The sequence below is a fragment of the Allofournierella massiliensis genome, assembly GCF_964241245.1.
Taxonomy (GTDB): Bacteria; Bacillota; Clostridia; order Oscillospirales; family Ruminococcaceae; genus Allofournierella; species Allofournierella massiliensis.
This window is the reverse complement of the sequence record NZ_CAXSWZ010000046.1, coordinates 1-14,846: the sequence shown is the minus strand read 5'-3', so window position 1 is coordinate 14,846 and position 14,846 is coordinate 1. Positions and strand designations below refer to the sequence as shown.

Sequence of the window (14,846 nt, the reverse complement as noted above, 5' to 3'; positions counted from 1 at the left end):
CCCACACTATTATACCGCTTTCTTTTCCTCAATACGAGAAAAAGGCCACCTTTCGGTGACCTTTTTCGACAGGCTGAGACCGGAACCACCAGGGTTCCGGTCTTTTTATTTTGCTGCAAACAGCAGTTGCTCCGGTTCACAGCTGACCGATGGCCTTGCGGCACTCGGCGCAGATGTTGCGGCCGTGGAACTGCATCACGCCTTTGGCCTCACCGCAGAATACGCAGGCAGGCTGATACTTTTTCAGAATGATCTCGTCGCCTTCCACGAAGATCTGCAAAGAGGAATCCTGGTCGATCTCCAGCACGCGGCGCAACTCAATGGGCAGCACAATACGGCCCAGATTATCGATCTTTCGGACCATGCCAGTGGATTTCATAATACGATCTCTCCTTTTTGTCTGGAATTGGGTTTTGGGAAAAAAGCCGGTCATAAAAACGGATGGGAAGGGAATGCCCGTCCGTTTGCTCCATTATAAACCACCATGGAAAAAATGTCAATATATGGTAAATAATTGGAAATACATTTTTTTCAGGGCGAAATCCGGTGTTCGGGTGCAAAAAAAGGGCCCGCCCCGCCCGCCGCAAAAGCAAACGGGCGGCAGCGGGCTGCCGAAGGGCGATGCATCACAGCTGCAGCATGCCCACTTTCTTGTAAACCTTGCTGACCATCCGATCCGCCATGCGGCTGGCCTTTTCGGCGCCCTCGGCCAGCACGCCGTCCAGATAGGTCTTGTCCGCCAGAATGCGGGCATATTCCTCCTGGATGGGGCGGAAGGCGTCGATCACGCTGCCGGCCACGGCCTCCTTGAACACGCCGTAACCCTGGCCCTCGAACTCCTTCTCGATGGCGGCAAAGTCCTTGCCGGTGAGCACGCTGTAAATGCTCATCAGGTTGGTTACACCGGGCTTGTCCTCGCTGGCACGCACGGTACCCTCGCTGTCGGTCACAGCGCGCTTGAACTTGCGCAGAATGGTGTCTGCGTCGTCGGTCATCAGGATGAAGCTGTTGGCGTTGGTGTCGGACTTGCTCATCTTCTTTTCCGGCTCCTGCAGGCTCATGATCTTGGCGCCGGTCTTGGCGATGTAGGGCTCGGGCAGGATGAAGGTGGGGCTGTACTGGTTGTTGAAGCGCTGGGCAACATTACGGGCCAGCTCCAGATGCTGCTTCTGATCCACGCCCACGGGCACCAGATCCGCATTGTATACCAGAATGTCCGCCGCCATCAGTACCGGATAGGTGAACAGGCCGGCGTTCACGTTGTCGGCGTGCTTGGCGCTCTTGTCCTTGAACTGGGTCATGCGGCCCAGCTCGCCGAACTGGGTGTTGCAGGCCAGAATCCAGGAAAGCTCCGCATGGGCGCGCACATGGCTCTGCACAAACAGCACGCTCTTTTCGGGATCAATGCCGGTGGCCAGCAGCATGGCCGCAGCCTCCCGGGTCTGACGGCGCAGGGCCGCGGGATCCTGCCGCACGGTTATGGCGTGCAGATTCGCCACCATATACAGGCAATCAAATTCCTCCTGCAAAGCGCCCCAGTTGCGCACTGCGCCCACATAGTTGCCCAGGGTAAAGGTACCGGTGGGCTGGATGCCGGACAGGATGCGCTTCTTGCGCTGCATTTCTTCACTCATTGTTTCTGCCTCATTTCTTTCGGGGCACCGCAAAGCGCCCGTGACTGATACTTTGTATTATAGTCGCTGGCCGTGTGCTGTCAAGCCTTACTGTGCCAGCCGCAGCGGGTTGCCGCTGTCGGCCAGGGCGGCATCCAGATAGTCGGTGTCAATCAGGCCTTCCAGAATGGTGCTCTGGTCGGCCAGCTGGCGGGTGAGCCGGGCGTAGACCCGGTCGCCGCCGTGGTAACCGTCGATGTATTCGTCGTCGCTGGTATCGGGCATGTAGCTGAAGTCATAGACCTCGTAGCCATAGGGCTCGCACAGTTCGGTGAGGATTTTGGGAATCCAGTCGAAATAGCCGTAGTTGCCGCTTTCCGCCATCCGTTCATAGACGCTTGGGGCGTAGGGCGGGATGATCAGCACCACCTGAATCCCGTTGTCGTTGCACCAGGCCAGCAGGCTTTCCACCACCTCGGTGCTGGTGGGATACACATACTCGCCGTATTCAAACCGGTTGGTCCCCTTCAGAATCCGGTCAAAGGTATCGTGGAAGCCCACGTCGGTGCCCTCTTCCGGGTGATCCAGCAGCCGGCCGTAACAGTAGCTGCCGTCCGGGTTGAAGCCGCTGCCCCGGCCCACCGCCGCCATGCCGTATACATTGGGGTGGGGGGCAAACACATCCAGCAGGGAGTATTTGCCGTCGGCCCAGCCGCGCATGGCCTCGGAAAGGGCGGTCTTGGCGGAAAATTCATAGTGGCCGTAGTCAAAGGCCTCCGGCATGCCGCCGGTGCCCACCCAGGCCTGGTTGAAAAAATACTGATCCATCACCATGATCAGGGTATCGGGCAGGCTGTCCTCGGGCAGGTTCTCCAGAAAATACTGGAACTCGTTGATGTAGCCGCTGCCGCCGCCCGCATTGTAAAAGCTGTCGGTGGTGAAGAACTCGCTGTGGAACTGCATGCTGCGGCTGGTGCCCAGCACCAGCAGGTCTGCGCCCTTGCCGCTGGCCACCAGATGCTTGTAATAGCGGGTGTTGTCCCGGTAGGCAAGGCCCAGAAAAGCGGGTTCGCCGTCCAGCACCATCTGGGCCACCTCTTCTTCGGTGCGCCATTCGCCGCTGGAATACACCGCCAGCCCGAACACGCCGCACACCAGAAGCACCGGCACGAGAAACAGCGCCACAACTGCCAAAAATCGTTTCATATCTGCCGGTCCTCCTTAAAATGCAAAATAGACGTTCTGCAGGGTACCTGCCGCGCCGAAGAACAGGCTGGCAAACACGCACAGATAGCACAGCACAACCAGCAGCACCGGCTTCTGCCGTGCAGCCCAGGCCCCGAAGCCCTCCTTGCGGGAGAGCCAGTCGATCCCGGCAGCCAGCAGGGCAAACAGACCCAGCCGAAGCATGGTGGTTGTGGTGTAGCCCAGCTGGGTGAAGCTTTCTTTCAGGTACTGCAGGCTGAAGGGGATGGGCTGGAACAGATACTGGGCTACCAGCTGCGCCTGATGCAGGGTGCCGGTCATGAAGAAGAACCAGCCGATGTTCACCAGAAGGAAGGTAAACAGGCACCCCGCCACCGAACGCAGCGGGCTGTTCTCGCTCTGATGCAGCGTACCCCAGAAGCGGGAGCGGGCCTTTTTGGTGGCTCTGCCGATCAGCAGATAAATGCCGTGCAGCGCGCCCCATACCAGAAAACCGGCGGTGGCGCCGTGCCATGCGCCGGAGGCCACGAAGGTGACCATGGTGGCCAGAATCAGCACCGGCACACCGTTGCGGCTGCCGCCCAGGGGGATGTAGATGTAGTCCCGCAGAAAGCTGGAAAGGCTCACATGCCAGCGCCGCCAGAACTCGCCGATGCTCCGGGAGAAATAGGGGCTCAGGAAGTTTTCCTCCACCCGTATTCCCAGCAGGTTGGCCACGCCGATGGACATCTGGGAGTAGCTGGCAAAGTCAAAGTACAGGTACAGAGTGTAGGCCAGCAGCGACCAGACAATGCCCAGACTGTAATAATGGTCCGGCTGGTACAGCGCGCCCTGATAGCCTGCCAGCTGATCGGCCAGGCACTTTTTCAAAAACATGCCCCAGCAAAAGCGCACACAGCCGGTGCAGGCCAGCGCCCGGTCGAAGGCAGAAAAGGGGGCCTTCAGCTGCGGCAGCAGGCTTTCAGCCCGTTGAATGGGGCCGCTGGCCAGCTGGGGGAAAAAGCCCACATAGTTGAAGTAACACAAAGGGCATTTTTCGGCCGGGATGCGACCCTTTGCCACATCCGCCAGATAGCTGATGGTCTTGAACACATAAAAGCTCAGGCCCACCGGAGCCACCAGACTCTCGAACAGAGCGGGGGAGGCCAGCGGCAGGTATTTGTAGGAGGCCAGCGGAACAAGACAGAGAAGGATGCCCAGCCACATGGCCATGCGGCTTCCCTTTTGGGCCCACAGCCCGCAGAGATACCCTACCAGGCAGAGAATGAGCAGGCAGATCACGGCTCTGGCCCCGAACAGCCCGGCAAAGACCAGGTTCGCCGCCGCCAGCAGCCAGGGCCGGGCCTTGGCGGGCAGGCCCCACCAACCGGCAAACACCAGCACGCCGAACCCGGCGAAGGACAAAGAAAGAAAATTCATGGAAACGCTCCTTTTTGCATGGAAAATGCCAACGGGTCTTTTCCTATTATAATAAAAGGGTCAAGGGCTTGTAAAGCGAAGAAGTTCTGCGCCCCGGTTGACAAGCCGATGCACGGCCTTTACAATAAACAAGAGAAATCAGTCGCCCGGAAAAGGGAAACTGCCCGCCCGGACGCCGAAGATAAAAGGAGAAGAAGCGATCATGGCGAACAATACCGTACGCACCCGTTTTGCGCCCAGCCCCACCGGCTATATGCACGTGGGCAACCTGCGCACCGCTCTGTATGCCTATCTGAAGGCAAAAAGCAAGGATGGCACCTTCATCCTGCGTATTGAAGACACCGACCAGGAACGCTATGTGGAAGGCGCGGTGGATATTATCTACAACACCCTGCGCCAGACCGGCCTTTTGTGGGACGAGGGCCCCGATGTGGGCGGCCCCGTGGGCCCCTATGTGCAGAGCGAGCGCATGGGCATGTTCAAGGAATACGCCGAGCAGCTGGTGAAGGCCGGTCAGGCTTACTACTGCTTCTGCACCCCCGAGCGTCTGGAAAAGATGCGGGAGGAGCAGAAGGCCGGCGGCGCCGTGGTGGGCCATTACGACGGCCACTGCCGCAACCTGAGCCAGGCCGAAATCGACGAGAAGCTGGCTGCCGGTGTGCCCTGCGTCATCCGCCAGAAGATGCCCAAGGAGGGCGTGACCAGCTTTGACGACGTGGTTTACGGCCACATCGAGGTGAACAATGCCGAGCTGGAGGATCAGATCCTGATCAAGACCGACGGTATGCCCACCTACAATTTCGCCAACGTGGTGGATGACCACCTGATGGGCATCACCCATGTGATCCGCGGCTCGGAGTACCTGTCCAGCGCGCCCAAGTACAACCTGCTGTATCAGGCCTTCGGCTGGGAGGTTCCCACCTACATCCACTGCCCGCCCGTGATGAAGGACGCCCAGAACAAGCTGTCCAAGCGCAACGGCGACGCCTCCTATCAGGATCTGGTGGCCAAGGGCTACCTGAGCGAGGCCATTCTGAACTATATCCTGCTGCTGGGCTGGAGCCCCAAGGGTGAGGAGGAGATCTTCACTCTGGAGGAGATGGTCAAGATCTTTGATGAGTCCGGCATCAGCAAGAGCCCGGCCATCTTTGATCCCCTGAAGCTGCGGGCCATCAACGCGGAGTACATCCGCCGCCTGCCCGCGGAAAAGTTCCGGGAAATGGCCGATCCCTGGATCGATCAGGCCGTGCATGTGGACATCGACCGGGATCTGCTGTGCGCCAATCTGCAGCCCCGCTGCGAAGTGCTGGGCGAGATCCCCGAGCAGCTGGACTTCTTTGATGCGGTGGTGCCCTACACCACCGACCTGTACACCAACAAAAAGCAGAAAACCAATCCCGAAACCGCAAAGCAGGCACTGGAAGCTCTGCTGCCTCTGCTGGAGAATCTGGCCGACTGGAACCGGGATGCCATTTTCGAGGCCTGCAAGGCAAAGGCCGAAGAGATGGGCGTGAAGAACGGCTGGCTGCTGTTCCCGCTGGGCATTGCCCTGTCCGGCAAGCAGCGCACCCCCGGCGGCGGCACCGATCTGGCTGCCATGATGGGCCGCGAGGAGACCGTCAAGCGCATCCGCGCCGCGCTGGAGCTGCTGTAAGCTCTGTTCTGTTTCAAAAAGCAAAAGCGCACAGCCTGCGGGCTGTGCGCTTTTTTGCCTGTATCACAGGTTGATTCGGGCGCCGTCGTACAAAACCGAAAATCCTTCTTGGCCAAATCGGGCGCTGAGCTCGGCATGGGTCAGCCCGCAGTTGTGGGAGAAGTGGTTCACATACCAGCGGGTGAGCGGCCCGGCGCTGCCCTGTTCCAGAAGAAGCCGACGGAATTCCAGATTGTCCGCAAGGCCCATGTGGCTGCCATCGCTGTGGGGCAGGGTGCCCCAGGTACAGTCCATGCTGACTCCGTCCAGCACCATGCCGTCCAGCAGGCGGTGAAGTTCGCGCAGGGTATCCGGCGAAGGCAGGCCGGTGTCGTGGGCGTACAGAAAGGCGGTGCGGGTGGCGGGCTCCACCAGAAGCCAGAACAGACAGGTGAGTGCCGGATCATGGCAGGCGGGCAGCGCCCAGGCAATCACCTCGCCGCAGTCCACCCGGTCAAAAGCATTGACGGGCAGCAGCTTCACTGAGGGATCCGAGGCTTCGCCGCCGAATTCAAAGGCAAAGGCCTGCCGGGCACGTTCCAGACTTTCCGGCACAAGAAAGGCCTGCAGCGGCTGCTCGCCGGGAATGTGGCAGTAGTATCGGCTGCTGCGCATGGCAAGTTCGGCCGGTGCGAAGTGATCCGCATGGGCATGAGTGTTCAAAAGCACATCCACCGCGGCCAGATCCAGCCCGTAACACAGCTTGGCGTGGTAAATATCCGGTGGCAGATCCACAAGAATATGACCGTTCACCAGCGCACCGCATCGGGCGCGCAGATCCCTGCCACCCAGTGCCTGCGCCCGGCGGCAGAGAGGGCAGCGGCAGAACAGGGCGGGAATTCCTTCCGCTGCTGCGCTGCCAAGAATCAGAAGCTCCATCGTATCCATCCTCCCGGCGTTATGATTTTTCACCATTATAACGCTTGCGGGGCAGAAAGAAAAATTTTTGTTTCTTTGTGCCCCATTTTGCAAAAGCAAGGCCCTGCGGCATTTTTTGCCGCAGGGCCTTTTTATACTGATTTTATGCGGGGCCGGGGCGAAGTATGACCCGGCGGCAGAAAATCAGAAAAAACGAGGTGGAATGTTATGGGTGAAAAATTGCGGCTTTTGCCCCTGAGGCGGCTGGCCGGCTGGGAGCCGGGGCTGCAGCAGCTGGGGGCCGGTGCGCTGGGGGCGCTGATGGCGGCAGGCAGTGTGTTCGGTGGGCTGCATCCCTTCGGGATGGCGCTGCTCATGGGGGCAGGCCCGGCCCGGCTGTGGGCGGCGGGTGCGGGTGTGCTGGCGGGCTATCTGGCCTTTCTGCCCCTGGCCGACGGGTTGCGCTACCTGGCGGCGGCCGCAGTGGTGCTGGCCGGAAAAGCCCTGTTTCGAGGGCAGTTCTGGCCTGCTGCGGCAGGGGGCTGCGCCACACTGCTGGCCGTTCAGATGATGCTGGCGGTGAGCGGGCTGGCGGGTCCGGCTCAGTCGGTTGCGGCGGTGGGGGATGCCACTCTGGCCGCTGCCTGGGGCTGGGGGCTGTTCCGTGCAGGGGCCAGAGCTCGCAGAGGTGGCCCGCTGGGGGCAGAGAGTCTGCTGCTCTGCTGCGCGGGGCTCTGTGGCCTGCAGCAGCTGCCCGCCATGGGCCTGCTGCCCGGTGTGGTGGTGCTGGCGGCGGGCGGTCTGGCTCTGGCCTTCCGGGGCAGGCTGCGTGACTGCGCCATCTTCTGCCTGTGCGGGGCGGGTGCACTGGCCGCGGCGAACCCGGCGCTCTGCTTTGCCGGGCTGGCGGTGGCGGTTGGCTGCCTGGCGGCGGCCTACTTCACCCCGGGCGAGCGGCTGGGCTGTGCCACCCTGTTTCTGGTGGGCGGGCTGCTGGGAGTACTGGCCGCACCCCAGAGCAGTCTGGCCGTGGGATTTCTGGGCAGCGCCGCGCTGGGAGAGGCTGCATTTTTTGCGCTGCCTGCCCGGTTGCTGGCGGCACTGCCCGGCCAGACCGACCCGGCCGCCGCCCAGCGCCCCCGGGTAGCCGGGGCGGTGAGTCAGCTGGAAAGTGTGGCCAACGCCCTCACCGGCATTGCAGACACCGTGAATCAGGTATATGAAACCCTGCCCCGGCGGGGCGAGAGCTACAACTGGGTGGTGGACTATGTGGCCGAGGAGCTCTGCCGTACCTGCGGCAATCGGGAACGCTGCTGGGTGCAGGATTACAGCACCACCATGGACGGCTTTTACCGGCTCAAACCCATTCTGGAGCAGCAGGGCCGGGCGGCGCTGGAGCAGCTGCCCGGCCAGTTCTGCCGCTGCATCCACCCCACCGAGCTGTGCAGCTGCTCCAGCCGGGGGTATGCGCTGTATCGGGGAAGGCGGGAAAGCCGGGTCAAGGCCGGGGCTATGCGGGCGGCCCTCACCGAGCAGTACAGCGCCATGGCCCAGGCCCTGAGCCAGATGGCCGGGCAGCTGGGCCAGAGCATTGTACCGGACGTGGGCAAGACCGAGCAGCTGGGGCGGCTGTTTTCCTCCATCGGGCTGGAGCCGCTGGAATGCCAGGCAGGATTCGACGCGGCGGGCAGGCTGCGGGCGGGGGTTACGGTGAGCCGCACCCCCTTCAGTCAACAGGAGCTGGGCGAGATCACCGAGGAAGCCCAGCGCATTCTGCACCGGCCGCTTACTCTGCCCCGGGTGGATCACTGCCGGGCGGTAACCACCATCACCTTCAGCGAACAGCCGCTGTATTTTCCCCGGTACGGGCTGGCGGCCCGCCCGGCGAAGGCGGGGGCCTGCGGCGACGCGGTGGAGCAGTTTTGCGACTGCTTCGGCAACGCCCATCTGCTACTGTGCGACGGAATGGGCGTGGGGCGCCCCGCTGCCATCGACGGCACGCTTGCCGCCACGCTGGCGGCAAGGCTTTTGAAGGCGGGCTTCGGGGCCCAGAGCGCCGCCCGGCTGGTGAACGTGGCCCTTGCGCTGAAAAGCGATGAGGAGAGCGCCGCCACCATGGATCTGGTCACGGTGGATCTTTACAGCGGCCGGGCCAGCCTGTTCAAGGCGGGAGCATGCCCCACTCTGCTTCTGCGGGGCGGTAAGGCCCAGGCGCTGGAAGGCAGCAGCCTGCCGGTGGGCATTCTGGAGCAGGTGGTGGGCCAGCAGGATTCGGTGGCTCTGAACGAGGGCGACTGGGTGGTGCTGGTGAGCGATGGTGCACTGACCGATGGCAGTGGCTGGCTGTGCCAGCAGCTGGAGCTGTGCGCCGCCAGCGGCAACACTCCCCAGCAGACCGCCGAGCTGCTGGCGGATATGGCTCAAAAGCGGGCCGAGGGCCGCAGCCGTCCGGATGATATTTCGGTGGCGGTGCTGCGGCTGGAGCGGGCCGTGGACTGAGTGGTTATATCTGGAAAACAAAAAACGCCCAGCCATTTGGCTGGGCGTTCTGCTGATTCAGATGGATCAGGCCTCGGCAGAAGCAGAAGCGGCCTCGGAAGCAGCAGCCTCAGAAGAAGCGGCCTCGGAAGCGGCAGCTTCGGACTCAGCAGCCTCGGAAGAAGCGGCTTCGCTGGAAGCGGCCTCAGAGGAAGCAGCCTCGGAAGAAGCGGCGGTGCTGGTGGAAGCAGCAGTGCTGGTAGAAGTGCTGGTGGTCTCGCTGCCACCGCAGGCAACCAGAGACAGGGCCAGAGCGGCCACGCAAGCGATAGCGATGATCTTGGAAGACAGTTTCATAATGTCATTCTCCTTTGCATTTGATTCGGAAAATCGCCCCATAAACCGAAGGGCGCCGTATTGTTCCGGCGGGCACGTTTGCGCCACTGCCTCGGAACGTTTTCCTATCATACCCTCCAGATATGAATATTCTATGAAGAAACCGCATCAAAAAAGTAACAAAATGTACAAAAAAGAAGGAGAATTTTGTGACAAAATAGCTACAGAGTGGTAACAAAGATGCCGTGTAAGGACTTGCGGCTTTGCTCTACATCTGTTAGAATAAAAGCGAAACTACATATTGTAGAAAAAGAAATTCTGACGCGAAAAAGGGGAAGGAGCACGGAATATGCGACTGTCGGAAGCAGAACTGGAAATCATGGAGCAGATCTGGAAACTGGAGCGGCCGGTCACAGCTGCCGAGCTGGCCGGCCCGTTGCAGCAAAAGGGCTGGAAGCCCACCACCCTGCTCACCTTTCTGGCCCGGATGGCGGCCAAGGGAGCGCTGAAGGTGGAAAAGCGGGGCAAACAAAATGTGTATACCGCCTGTGTGAGCAGTGAGCAGTACCGGGCCGCCGAGGCTCAGGAGCTGCTGACCAGGCTGTACAGCGGAAATGTGAAAAGCATGGTGGCTGCTCTTTACGATGGAAATGCTCTTTCCGGCGATCAGCTGAACGAGCTGCGGGACTGGCTGGAATCGAGGTGATTCGGGGCGATGTATGAACTGTTTTATACCTGGCTGCTGCCCACCAGTCTGGCAGGCGCGCTGGCGTCACTGCTGGTGCGTGCTCTCGCCCCACTGCTGAATCGGTTGAGCTGGCACTGGCAGCGGCGGGCCATGGGCTGCGCCGCAGGCTTTTTTCTGTTGCCGGTGGGGCCACTGCTGGCCCTTCTGCCGGGGATAAAGCGCTCCACCGGGCTGGAACCGGTGGGGCAGGCGCTGGAAAATGCGGCCCAGGCAGCGGTACATACCGTGAACATCAGTACCGAACCGGTGATGACTGCCCCGCTGGCCCAACCGGTTCAGCCGGTACAGCCCCAGCTGGCAGGCCAGCTGCTGGCGGTGCTGCCCTGGCTGTGGGCATTGGGTGCTGTGTTGTTTACTCTGTGGCAGCTGGTGGGCTATCTGCGTTTTTGCCGGGCACTGCACCGGCTGCGCGGTCCGCTGAGCGAAAAGGAACAGAGTCTGTTGCGCCGGGTCAGCCTGGAAAGCGGGCACATTGCCCCGCTGCGGGCCTGGGTGTGCCCTGGCGTGCGCACTCCGCTGCTGGTGGGGGTTCTGCGACCGGAGCTGTACCTTCCCCGGGACATGGAGGAAGAAGCCCTGGAACTGGCGCTCCGCCATGAATTGGCCCATCTGAACAGCGGCGATCTGTGGGGCAAGGCGGCGCTGCGTCTGGCTCGCCGGATCCACTGGTTTAATCCGGTCTGCCACTGGCAGGCAGCCCGGCTGGAGCGGGTGTGTGAACTGGCCTGTGACGAGGCGGCAGTGCGCGGGCTGAACAAAGAGCAGCGCAAGGCATACGGGCGGGTGCTGCTGGCGGCTGCGGCCGGCCCGCTGCCTGCCGGCGCTTCGGGCATGAGTGCCGGGCCGGAAAACCTGAAAGCCCGGCTGCTTGCGCTGTTTGAGCAACCCAAAGCCAGCCGCCGCCAGATACTGGCCGCGGCGGCGGGTCTGCTTGCCGCCGTCTGTCTGACCGCCTGCGCGGCGGCGGGGCTGTCGGCGGGGGAGGCTGCCTCGTCGGCCAGCCTGGCCGAAAACGGGCTGGAGCAGCTGAGCTTTTTGCAGCAGCAGTCCCGGCAGGCCACCCGGGAGACAGTTCCCACTCCCATGCCGGAGCCGGAGGAAAAGCCTGCCCTTGCCGAGGGGCAGGCCAGCGTGCAATGGATGCGCGAGGAACAGAGCGTGGCCGGGCAATACGACTACGAGAAGGACGAGACTCTTCTGGAAGGACAGTATGTGATCGAGCGCAGTGCGGCGAACGGGTTGGATGAGGTGAGCGGTTGGGCCTTTTACGACGAGCAGGGCCTGCTGGTGGACTATCAGGAGGTGGACCGGATCACCCTACAGACTCCGGTGAAGGGCATCGTGCGGTATAACGGCGATCTGCAATTTATCCAGAGCGTGGTGGAAAAAAGTGAAGTGGGGCAGACCGGGCAGCAGAGCGCCGAAAGCGGAGAGACCCCGGTATCGCTGATCTGGCCGGTACCCGGCTACACCTATGTGAGCCGCTGGATGAACGACTATCATAAGGGCGCGGATCTTATCGCACCCAAGGGTACCGAGGTGTGCGCCATGGCCGCCGGTACGGTGACCGCTGCCGGCTGGCATTACAGCTACGGCAATTATGTGGTAATTGAGCATGAAGGTGGTGTGCGTACCCTGTATGCCCATCTGGGCAGTCTGAACGTGGGCATGAACGATCAGGTGGAGCAGGGGGCGGTGATCGGCACCGTGGGCAGTACCGGAAACTCCACTGGCATCCATTGCCATGTGGAAATCTATGTGAATGGTGAGCGCCGCGGTTTGCAGGAATGGTTCCCGGATTATTAAAGAAGAAAGAAGTATCCCCCGTGGCGGCCTTTGCAAAGGCTGCCACGGCTTTTTGTTGCGCCAGGGCAGAAAAGCGGCTATACTGAAAGCAGGATTTGACTCCGGTCGAACCGGTGAGGAGGAAAAGCGGATGAATGCGGCTAATACATTGAACCCTCTGTTCGAGATCATCGGCCTGCTGGCACTGAGCGGCTCGGCGGAAAAAAATATGGAGCCCAGCGTTCGGGCTCTGCGGGAACAGGGCGTTGACACGGAGGCGCTGCGGAGATTGTGCGAGCCGGTTCACAGCCGTTATCTGGCTGCTTTTTCCAAAGCTGCCCCTGCCATGGAGCCGGAGTGCGCTGAGCTGTTTTTCAGTGAGCTGGATCAGGATTTTCTGCTGCTGGTTCAAACGGTGTGCGCCGAACACCCGGAATGGTTTTCCGGATCGTTGCCTGAAGAGGAAGCCGTTCGCTTGGCTTTTGCTCAGGCCGTTGCCGAGCGGGCGTTCGAACAGGCGCCGAGCCTTGCAGAGCTGGTGGAGATTTTGCAGAGCGGGGGAATTGCTCCCGCTGCATGCTGGCGGTTGATTCGCCTGCTGGAACGTCCCTCGGAATGGATCGGCCGCCTGGCCGATGCGGTGCGGCGCAGTGAAACGGCTTACCAGAAAGCGTTGGCGGCGGTGCAGAGGCAGCTGCCCGGCCTGCTGGAGGAATTTGCACGCGGAGAATGTCTGAGCGCCGCCCTTGCTCCGGACGCTCCGGTGCAGCCGATTCTGGTCTATCCCATGGGAGAGATCATCTCCACCGGTCCGTCGCAAACGAGCGGCTATGTGGGGCTTTATATCCGGCAGGCTTACCGGATGCTGGAGCAGCAAAGGGCGAGCGATGGGGAGCTGACAGCCTGCCTGAAGGCGCTGGGCGATGCCAGCAAGTTCCAGATTCTTACCCGGCTTCGTGAAGGGGCAAAGTACAATCTGGAGCTGGCTCAGGAGCTGGAGCTTTCTGCCGCGACCATGAGCCATCACATGAGTGCTCTGCTCACCTGTGGCCTTGTGCGGATGGAAAAGCGCGAGGGCCGGGTCTATTACAATCTGGAGCAGCAGGCGATGCGCCGCCTGCTCAGCGCGCTGGAGCAGCGCTTTTTGACTTAAATATTCGATGAAAATCAAATATCGCCGGGTGGTTTCAGTCTACCGCCCGGCGATATTTTTTGTTCCAATCCCTCTGGATAGCGTGTTGACAGGAACAAGAGCCTGTGATATATATTAGATATATATCGAATACTGAGTTGAGCGTATTTGATAAATAGCGAATTGATATGCGGCGAACAGGGGGAGATAACCATGAAGAAAAAAGGATTCGGTGCAAACTTTACGCTTCTGGCGGCAGGGCAGGGGCTGTCACTGCTGGGCAACAGCGTGTTGGACCTTGCACTGTCCATGTATGTTCTGGAGCACACAGGTTCGGCATCGGTGTATGGTGCACTGCTGGCAGCAGCTATGCTGCCCGGGATTTTGCTTGCCCCACTGGGCGGTGTGCTGGCCGATCGGGCAGACCGTCGCCGGCTGATGGTATGGCTGGATCTGTTGAACGGAGGCGTGGTGCTGCTGACCCTTCCTTTCCTTCAGGGCGCGGGAGGCGTTGCGGCAGCGGGAGTCCTGATGATTTTACTGGGAGTTCTGGGAGCGGTGGAAACGCCGGTGGTGCAGGCCAGCCTGCCCCAGGCAGTGGAAGCCGGCTCGCTGGAACGGGCGAATGCGGTTGTGCTGCAGATCAGCATGCTCAGTGCGATGGTGGGCCCGGCTTTGGGCGGTATCCTGTTCCGTGTTTTTGGTGTAGTGCCGTTGCTTTTGCTGTGCGGGGTGTGCTTCTGGATTACCGCAATGCTGGAACGGCTGATCCGATTGGAACCGTTGGAACAGGTGCCGGCATCCGGTGGTTTACTGCAGACTGTTTTCGATGACCTGAGCGAGAGTGGTCGTTTTCTGCGCCGGGAGCAGCCTGCTCTGTTAAGCCTTGTGGGATTTACGGCAGCGATGGCGCTGCTGTGCAACGGTGTTGCGGGTGTGGGTGCACCGTTTCTGATCAGTACCCGTCTGGGATTGAGTGCAGACTGGTACGGCGCGGCGGGCAGTGCGTTGGGGGCATTCGGCATTGCGGGGAGTCTGGCAGCAGGGCTGTTGGTCGGGCGAATGGGTGGTAGTCGACTGGCTTGGGTGCTTGTGATGATGGGGGGATGTTTGCTGCCGGCTGGAATAATGTTCCTGGCGGGAGGCGGCACCATGGCCTGCTATGGAACGCTGGTGGCGGCTTTTTGCGGAATGCAGCTGTGCGCAGTGGTTTTTTCGGTGTTTGCCCGCAGTGTGGTGCAGCGGCGGGTGCCGGGCCGGATGATGGGAAAGCTGATGGCCCTTGCCGCTGCGCTGGAAGCCTGCGGTCAGCCGGTGGGGCAGCTGATTTACGGTTTCCTGTTCGACGTCTGCCCTGCCGGGTGGGTGCTGCTGATTACCGGGCTGCTGATGGTGATGCTGGGGATTATCGGCCGGGGAGTGCTGGCCACATTGAAGCTGTAAAAAGGAAAGAATATTCTTTGAAAGTAAAAAACTCCCCGCACGGGTTACCGTGCGGGGAGTCAGCCTGTCGAAAAAGGTCACCGAAAGGTGGCCTTTTTCTCGTATTGAGGAAAAGAAAGCGGTATAATAGTGTGG

At 61.0% G+C, this 14,846-nt stretch carries 12 protein-coding genes; 6 read left to right on the top strand and 6 right to left on the bottom strand.

All coding sequences use genetic code 11. The features are described 5' to 3' along the window. Positions 1–136 precede the first annotated feature (136 nt). The 4 genes from ACESYO_RS15695 to ACESYO_RS15680 form a co-directional block, all read right to left on the bottom strand. Positions 137–379, bottom strand: coding sequence for an AbrB/MazE/SpoVT family DNA-binding domain-containing protein (locus ACESYO_RS15695; protein WP_087180701.1), 243 nt, complete (start codon positions 377–379; stop codon positions 137–139). A gap of 247 nt (positions 380–626) precedes the next feature. After that, positions 627–1,634 carry a tryptophan--tRNA ligase gene (trpS, locus tag ACESYO_RS15690; protein WP_058963174.1) on the bottom strand — a complete coding sequence of 336 codons (1,008 nt, stop codon included), beginning with the start codon at positions 1,632–1,634 and terminating at the stop codon, positions 627–629. A gap of 87 nt (positions 1,635–1,721) precedes the next feature. After that, on the bottom strand, positions 1,722–2,819 hold the full coding sequence (locus ACESYO_RS15685) for a hypothetical protein (RefSeq protein WP_373210766.1): 1,098 nt from the start codon (positions 2,817–2,819) through the stop codon (positions 1,722–1,724). 15 nt (positions 2,820–2,834) lie between these two features. Continuing rightward, complete coding sequence (locus ACESYO_RS15680) at positions 2,835–4,238, bottom strand: MBOAT family O-acyltransferase (RefSeq protein WP_346671659.1); 1,404 nt, start codon at positions 4,236–4,238, stop codon at positions 2,835–2,837. 202 nt (positions 4,239–4,440) lie between these two features. On the opposite strand from ACESYO_RS15680, the gene gltX reads away from it, so the two are divergent. Then, positions 4,441–5,892: a glutamate--tRNA ligase gene (gene gltX / locus ACESYO_RS15675; protein ID WP_373210764.1), complete on the top strand. Its 1,452-nt coding sequence runs from the start codon at positions 4,441–4,443 to the stop codon at positions 5,890–5,892. A 63-nt stretch (positions 5,893–5,955) separates the two neighbouring features. Here the strand turns inward: gltX and ACESYO_RS15670 are convergent, their stop codons facing one another. Further along, a complete protein-coding gene (locus ACESYO_RS15670; RefSeq protein ID WP_373210762.1) occupies positions 5,956–6,810 on the bottom strand; it encodes an MBL fold metallo-hydrolase in 855 nt (284 codons plus the stop codon). Between the two features lie 207 nt (positions 6,811–7,017). On the opposite strand from ACESYO_RS15670, the gene ACESYO_RS15665 reads away from it, so the two are divergent. Continuing rightward, complete coding sequence (locus ACESYO_RS15665) at positions 7,018–9,288, top strand: SpoIIE family protein phosphatase (RefSeq protein WP_373210760.1); 2,271 nt, start codon at positions 7,018–7,020, stop codon at positions 9,286–9,288. A gap of 66 nt (positions 9,289–9,354) precedes the next feature. Here ACESYO_RS15665 and ACESYO_RS15660 read toward each other — a convergent pair whose 3' ends face one another. Then, positions 9,355–9,624: a hypothetical protein gene (locus ACESYO_RS15660; RefSeq protein ID WP_373210758.1), complete on the bottom strand. Its 270-nt coding sequence runs from the start codon at positions 9,622–9,624 to the stop codon at positions 9,355–9,357. Positions 9,625–9,952: 328 nt separating this feature from the next. On the opposite strand from ACESYO_RS15660, the gene ACESYO_RS15655 reads away from it, so the two are divergent. The 4 genes from ACESYO_RS15655 (at position 9,953) to ACESYO_RS15640 (ending at position 14,711) form a co-directional block, all read left to right on the top strand. After that, complete coding sequence (locus tag ACESYO_RS15655; protein ID WP_058963817.1) at positions 9,953–10,309, top strand: BlaI/MecI/CopY family transcriptional regulator; 357 nt, start codon at positions 9,953–9,955, stop codon at positions 10,307–10,309. Between the two features lie 9 nt (positions 10,310–10,318). Continuing rightward, positions 10,319–12,157, top strand: coding sequence for a M56 family metallopeptidase (locus tag ACESYO_RS15650; RefSeq protein WP_373210756.1), 1,839 nt, complete (start codon positions 10,319–10,321; stop codon positions 12,155–12,157). 130 nt (positions 12,158–12,287) lie between these two features. Next, a complete protein-coding gene (locus ACESYO_RS15645) occupies positions 12,288–13,289 on the top strand; it encodes an ArsR/SmtB family transcription factor (protein WP_373210754.1) in 1,002 nt (333 codons plus the stop codon). A 192-nt stretch (positions 13,290–13,481) separates the two neighbouring features. Beyond that, positions 13,482–14,711: an MFS transporter gene (locus tag ACESYO_RS15640; protein ID WP_373210753.1), complete on the top strand. Its 1,230-nt coding sequence runs from the start codon at positions 13,482–13,484 to the stop codon at positions 14,709–14,711. The last annotated feature ends 135 nt before the right edge of the window (positions 14,712–14,846 follow it).